The organism is Oscillatoria sp. FACHB-1407 (assembly GCF_014697545.1).
Lineage (GTDB): Bacteria > Cyanobacteriota > Cyanobacteriia > Elainellales > Elainellaceae > FACHB-1407.
This window is the reverse complement of record NZ_JACJSA010000059.1, coordinates 1-6,307: the sequence shown is the minus strand read 5'-3', so window position 1 is coordinate 6,307 and position 6,307 is coordinate 1. Positions and strand designations below refer to the sequence as shown.

The following is a 6,307-nucleotide window of genomic DNA, read 5'->3' as shown; positions in this document are numbered from 1 at the left end:
CAACGGTGAATTGGCGTTTCGCAACGACTGATGCGCGAGTTAAATTAGGGCGACTATATCCTACGATTGAACCCGGCAAAGTTGATTTGGCAGACCACTAGAATCTCACTTGATTGAAGGGCGAGCAAAGATTCACCCAACAAGATTTGCATTGTTTTATGAGCCGAAATTACAAATTATTCAAGCTGATCTGTTACCTAGATTTACAGATCCAGTTGTCCTTGCGGAAGCAAAAGAAATGTTACTTTTGCTGAGTCAACTACCTGAGATAGAGTAATATGACTCACTCCGAAACAATGAATTTTCACCAATTTCCAAGCTCAACATTAGTTGACAAAAAAATCTCTCACCGGAGTTACTGGTGTGATGAGAAATGGGTGCTTGATGACGGTCCATCAGGTTACCCAGATAGTCAGTTGACTATCAGATGGTCAGTTATTTTACCTGATGACTCAAATTTGTTGGACAAGCAGCATCAATATTTACTAGACGCGGCGAAGCGATTTATATGGTCTCTTAAAGTTGATCCTCCTGCCAAAGCAAATTTTGCTAGCCCTCTCTCTCTTAAGAAGGAGTCGTATTGCTTATTCAATCTAATTAGATGGATGGTTAGCAATAATTACAGTTCATTCTCTGAAATTGATTCTACAGCCTGTGAAAATTATTGGGAACATGTATGTCAAATTCGCAAAAATCAGACTGAGAGCAGACTAACAGAAGGAGTATTAGCAAAATATTTGAAAATACTGGTTTACCTGTATCAACAGCGTAATAAACTAGCAGATGCTATACAAGAAGAACCTTTTGGAGGACAATCTGTATACAAAATAGCTAAAAAAAATGGGAGAAAGGAAAGTTGGATTCCCTATATTCCTGACCAAATTGCTTTAGCTTCTCTTCAACATACTTTGGAATGGATAGAGTGGCGATCAGAAGATATTATTCGCCTCTTGCAGATGTATCTTGACACATCTACAATAAATGCTAACGGACGGCGTGTGTATAACTCCAAATATAAGGATATTAAGGAGTTTGAGTTTTCTAGTTATCCTGGCTCCTCCTCACCTTGGCACACAAGAATAACTAATGCTCTTCAAATACGCTTACTAGTTGATAGTTTAATAGATGCTTGTGCTAATGCATGTTTTGGTACTGTAGGAATGCGCGCTCATGAGTTACTAAGTTTAATGGTTGGCTGTGTTGAAATTGTTCCCAGCATAGATGGTCTTTTAGAAGTATTTTATTTAGTAGGTCGCACTTCTAAAACTGGTAAACAAGGTGTGCGATGGGTAGCAGGGGCACGCTTAACTGGTACTTATGATGTACCACCTGCCGTAAAAGCTGTTCAAATACTTGAAAAAATATTTGCTCCTTGGCGTAAAAAAAGCGAATCTTCCAAACTTTTTTTAGTGTTTGGATGGGGAGGCGGGTTCCCAATGGCTAAACAGCAATTGAGTGAAATGAGCTTTTACGTCCTATCTAAGCGATTAGACGAATTTAATCAGAAGTATGTTGCCCTGCCAAGCGAGTGGCACTTCACAAGTCATCAATGGAGAAAAACATTGGCACGCTTTGTGGCTATGGTAGACAAATCAGCATTATCGGCTTTATCTCAGCACTTCCTACACCTTTCAATTGCGATGACCGATCGAGGTTATATCGGCAATGATTTTGAACTTGAAGAACTGATTGATGAAATGGTTCGTGCAGAAACGGCTGACATTTTAATTCAAGTACTCTTGCAAGGTAGACCTGTTGCTGGTCGTATGGGTGAGCAATTGATAGAGAAGCATACTGCTTTGAAAGCTCATTTTCGAGGGATGACTATCAAAGATGCTAAGGAGGAGATTCAATGGATTATTGAAGATAGTAGTATGTCTATCCACTCGTGTGAATGGGGGTGGTGTATGTACCGCCAGGAGAGTTCTCAGTGCGAGGGTTCTCAAAAGGGACCTGATCACGCAAAACGTGGACCTAGTGTTTGTGCAGGATGTTCAAATTTGATGGTGGAGGAAAAACATATCCCTTGGTGGCAAGACCGGTTAGATAAAAATTTAGCCTTGCTTACTCAATTAAACAACGCAGGTGCTTCTGAACTTCAGAAAGCACCAGTTCAAGCCCGCGTTCGAGAGTGTCAGCACGTCATAAACATGTTCAACCTGTCGAGGGAAAAGCTTAATGCCAAAACCCAGTAGACAAAATGAGATTGATGACCAACACCGATCGCAGTATGAACTTCGGATGGACGCGATGGAGCGCGATTACGAAGCTGCTTTCGATCGCCTGATTCAAGGCATTCCGCAACACCCCTCTCTTCAAGCGCAACTTGCTGCTAAAGGGTATTGCAAAATCACTATCAGAAACGTTGCTAAAGAGGCAGGGCATAGCCATAATCCTCTATATGATAATAAGGATAGATATAAGGATATTTTGAAGCGAATTAAAAGCTCTAAACCTTTAGCAGCTTCAAAACATTTGACTGAACGAGATAAAGATGCTGAGTTGCGTCAAACGAAAAATGATTTGGAACAAGAAAAGCGAGATGCTCTAACGGAGAACATGGGACTTCTTATCCGCATCAGTAAATTGCAGGATCAGAATAGAAAACTCAGTGATGAGATTAATAGAGTGAAGAAAAGAATGGAAGGAAATTAACTTCTGTTATTGCTGACAATGATTAACAAATCAGTTTTCCCAATCAGAATTACTAGTCGTCTCTCTACAAAAGAACTTAAAGTAAGATGTAGAAAGGATATTTATGGTAATAAGACCAGATGCTGAGTCACCAACGGAATTTAAGAAGAATGGACAGCAGGTTGGCAGAGAAAATGTTCAACGAGTCAGAGAGTATTTAGATGAACTAAAATTGCAAAAGCAATTTATTCCATTGCGCGACGGTAAGCCGAATTATAGTGCCATTGCTCTAGCATGTGGATTTAATAGACAGGTCTTCTACAATAATCAAGCCGCTCGTGAGGCTGTCGAACAAGCTTTTCAAGACCTTAATCTGGAGCCACAGATAGAGCCTACCTCTACGAACCATTCTGCTGGATATTCAAAGGCAGCGCATACCCAAAAGCAGTTGGACACGAGCGAGCGATATATTCAGGAGTTAGAAGCAAAACTGGCAGTCAAAACGGCCGAGGTTGAAAGTCTCAGGCAAAAAGTGAGCGAGTTAGAGGTACGGTTACAGCAAGCGTCGATCTTTGAAGAGGTTATTACCACTAATGGACGTCGCTACATCCCCTAATGCAAATTCTGACGAAGGAAAGAATATTACAGTCACTGTAACTGTATCTACAGTTCACCCTGGTTTCAGTGGTAGTGCCATCTTCACAGGTGTTGATTCCTCTGGTAGGTGGGTGCGTATAGTTGCAAATCACGCTTGCATTCCACGTGTGCCAGTAAAAGGCGAGACTTGGCAAATCGTAGGGAAATTTAGAATCCATCAGAACTATGGGAAACAACTCCAGGCTGAACATTGCAGAGTTATTGAGCCAACAGGGCAGTTACTAATAAACTACCTTTGTTCACACCCGGTTTTTAGAGGAACTGGGGTTGGGCAGGTCAAAATTTCAAAGCTCTACAAGATCTACGGTGATGATTTGCGTCTGTTGTTAGATACAGGTGACGTTGAGGCTCTCAGAGAAGTTTTATCGGCTGAAACGGCTGAAAAGCTTATTGGTGCATGGCAAAAGAATTTTCAAGAAGTTAGTGTTATCACTTTTCTTGACCAGTACAAAGTTGATAAGAAGCTAGCGAATAAAATTATTAAGTACTGGGGTGAAAAGGCAGTTGAGAAGATTCAGGAGAATCCGTACCGTCTCCTGATACTGATGTCCTGGAAAATTGTGGATGGATTGGCTGCCAAAATGGATGTGCAGTGGAACGATCGCAGGCGTTTGATAGCCGCAGCAGAAGCCTATACCTACGAACGGCTCGATAATCGCAAAGACACTTTAACACATGCAACTACTTTGAAGCAGGGTATTATGCATCTGTTAGGAGGGGTTAGTGAGAAAATCGCGCAAGAAGCGATCGGGTTAGCACTGAGAGAGAAGGCGATCGTTGGAGATGTGGTTAAAGGTTACCAACCATTGGGGTGCGCCGTAATGGAGCAATACCTGGTTAATTACTTTTTGTCACTGCTAAAGACGAATCAGGAAGGTCAACTTTCACTGTTTAAGGACAACTCAGCCGAAGCACAAATCAAAAAACAGCTAGCAAAATTTGAGCAACTTGAAGGCATCAAGTTAAATCGCGAACAGCGTGCTGCTATAAAGATGTCCGTGACACAGCCTCTGAGTGTTTTGAAGGGTGGAGCCGGAGTTGGAAAGACAACCGTTCTTAGAGTCATTCACCAAGTCGCTCAATCAATGGGGATGACCGTGCATCAGTTAGCATTGGCAGGTCGTGCAGCCCAGAGAATTCGGGAGATGACCGGGCACGGTGCAAGCACCATCGTTGGTTTTTTGAATTTTATGCAGCAGAAACAGTTAGTACCCAAGGCAGGTGACCTAATCGTTATTGATGAGTCTTCCATGCTTGATTTGTTGCTGGCATACCGACTAATTAGAGCATTACCACATGGAATTCGATTGGTTTTTGTAGGCGATCCCTATCAGCTTCCTCCGATCGGACCAGGGCTTGTGTTCCACGTCCTTGCCACTAGCCCTACAGTACCAACAGTAGAATTGTTTCAAACTCATAGACAAGCTGCATCAACAGGGATTCCGCAAGTGGCTGGGCTGGTGCGTCAAGGAACCGTGCCAGAACTGTCTTCCTATGAAGGTAGTGGAACAGGAATCAGTTTTATTGAGTCTGCTCAGTCAGGGATTATTGCAACCCTTGTTAGGGTTTTACGAGATTTAGATGGTTTTAACGAAACACAGATTCTGGGTGTAACAAAATCAGGCTTGGTAGGTGTTGAGGCAATTAACCAAACTTTTCATAAACTCATGGTTGGTTCAAAACCCCAACTGAAGGACTGGGGTTTAGCTGAATCTGATCCAATCATTTATACCGTCAATGACTACAAGCGTCAGTTGTTTAATGGCTCTCTTGGACGTATTGAGAGGGTTTTCCCAGGCGGTCTTAATATAGATAGCGGTAGTTCATGCTGCGCGATCTGTAATTTTGATGGGCGTAAGATCGATTTATTGAATGAGGATCTTGGAAATATTGAATTAGCCTATGCCATTACAATCCATAAGGCACAAGGTAGTCAGTTCAGACGTGTTGTTGTGCCGGTTACAAGGAGCAAACTACTGGATCGAACACTGATTTATACAGCGTTGACTAGAGCTACTGAACAGGTCGTTTTTGTGGGAGACAGGCAGGCATTTAATGAGGCGGTGAGAAATCCTCCGACAGTTACCTTACGCCAAGTAGGTTTATCTTTCTAACAAAGTGGTAGCACTACGTCAGTAGATTGAGGTGTGCCCATCACCGACCGCCTCTAAAAGTTCAAATCTGTTTGCTTTGCAAATGATATCGAATACTAGACAGTTAACTGCTCGGACCGAGGGGGTCTGTAGTGGGACAGCCACGACACTGCCGCAAGCTAAAAAATTAGCACCACTGTAAGGTATTGTTGCAAAGGGCAAGCCTGCTCAATTCTGTTCACAACCATGCAATGGTGCAGAACCGTTGGCTGTTGATTTGGGCTACTCTTCGTTCTGAACAATACCAGGAAGTTTAGTAGTGATGAGTGGAATTAAAGGCAAGGTTGGCGATCGCACGAGCAAGCAACAGTTCTCAAGCAATATTGACTACCTATCACCCACTTCTACTCAAAAGTTCTTGGGTTGCTCCCACTACTGTTGTGTTGCTCTCGCCTGACTCAAATCGGATAAGTGGAGTGAACAGGATGTCCATCGAAGACCTACCTGGAATTTCTGAAATACCCTTGACACTCTTTGTAGTACGTTGTAGTATAAATTGTATTACGGTAGTAAAGAGGGGAAAAACAATGCGAATGCTCCGTATCGCAACTTCAAGCAAACATGATTCAAGCAATTGACGTAAAGCTCTCCAGAACCTTTTAGAGGCAAGCGAGACTAAATCATTTGGTTTAATGGCTCATCCTTATTGGAAGAGTCTTCTCTAGGCATCAATCTTTCTGAACCTTGACAATTAAAAAAGCAAATTTGTGAGGTTATATCCCAATCTCTTTCACTCCTGGACTAAATACATCAAACATCAATTTGGGGTATGGCAACGATTCTGACGAAAAAGGGTCATATCGCCTGAAAACCTTTCACGGCAATATATCTAGCTTTGAGACTGCTGTTAAGGCAGGTGAATC

4 protein-coding genes are annotated in these 6,307 nt (G+C 42.4%); all 4 read left to right on the top strand.

Annotation, left to right across the window (positions count from 1 at the left end; translation table 11 throughout):
• Window positions 1-278: 278 nt before the first annotated feature.
• The 4 genes from H6G89_RS34155 to H6G89_RS34140 all read left to right on the top strand — a co-directional run bounded on the left by H6G89_RS34155 (window position 279) and on the right by H6G89_RS34140 (window position 5,405).
• Window positions 279-2,195 (top strand): hypothetical protein, encoded by a 1,917-nt coding sequence (locus H6G89_RS34155; RefSeq protein ID WP_190514474.1) that lies wholly within the window; start codon window positions 279-281, stop codon window positions 2,193-2,195.
• The gene (locus H6G89_RS34150) at window positions 2,179-2,655 is read left to right on the top strand and encodes a hypothetical protein (RefSeq protein ID WP_190514473.1); all 477 of its coding nucleotides are present in this window, start codon (window positions 2,179-2,181) and stop codon (window positions 2,653-2,655) included. Before H6G89_RS34155 ends, H6G89_RS34150 begins: the two co-directional genes overlap by 17 nt.
• Before the next feature lie 103 nt (window positions 2,656-2,758).
• The gene (locus H6G89_RS34145) at window positions 2,759-3,250 is read left to right on the top strand and encodes a hypothetical protein (RefSeq protein ID WP_190514472.1); all 492 of its coding nucleotides are present in this window, start codon (window positions 2,759-2,761) and stop codon (window positions 3,248-3,250) included.
• Window positions 3,228-5,405, top strand: a complete 2,178-nt coding sequence (locus H6G89_RS34140; RefSeq protein ID WP_190514471.1) for an AAA family ATPase — start codon at window positions 3,228-3,230, stop codon at window positions 5,403-5,405. Before H6G89_RS34145 ends, H6G89_RS34140 begins: the two co-directional genes overlap by 23 nt.
• The last annotated feature ends 902 nt before the right edge of the window (window positions 5,406-6,307 follow it).

What these genes read in the sequence shown, in the direction of transcription:
- H6G89_RS34150 (WP_190514473.1), top strand. Translation starts at nt 2,179, where the DNA reads ATGCCAAAACCCAGTAGACAAAATGAGATTGATGACCAACACCGATCG.
- H6G89_RS34155 (WP_190514474.1), top strand. Translation starts at nt 279, where the DNA reads ATGACTCACTCCGAAACAATGAATTTTCACCAATTTCCAAGCTCAACA.
- H6G89_RS34145 (WP_190514472.1), top strand. Translation starts at nt 2,759, where the DNA reads ATGGTAATAAGACCAGATGCTGAGTCACCAACGGAATTTAAGAAGAAT.
- H6G89_RS34140 (WP_190514471.1), top strand. Translation starts at nt 3,228, where the DNA reads ATGGACGTCGCTACATCCCCTAATGCAAATTCTGACGAAGGAAAGAAT.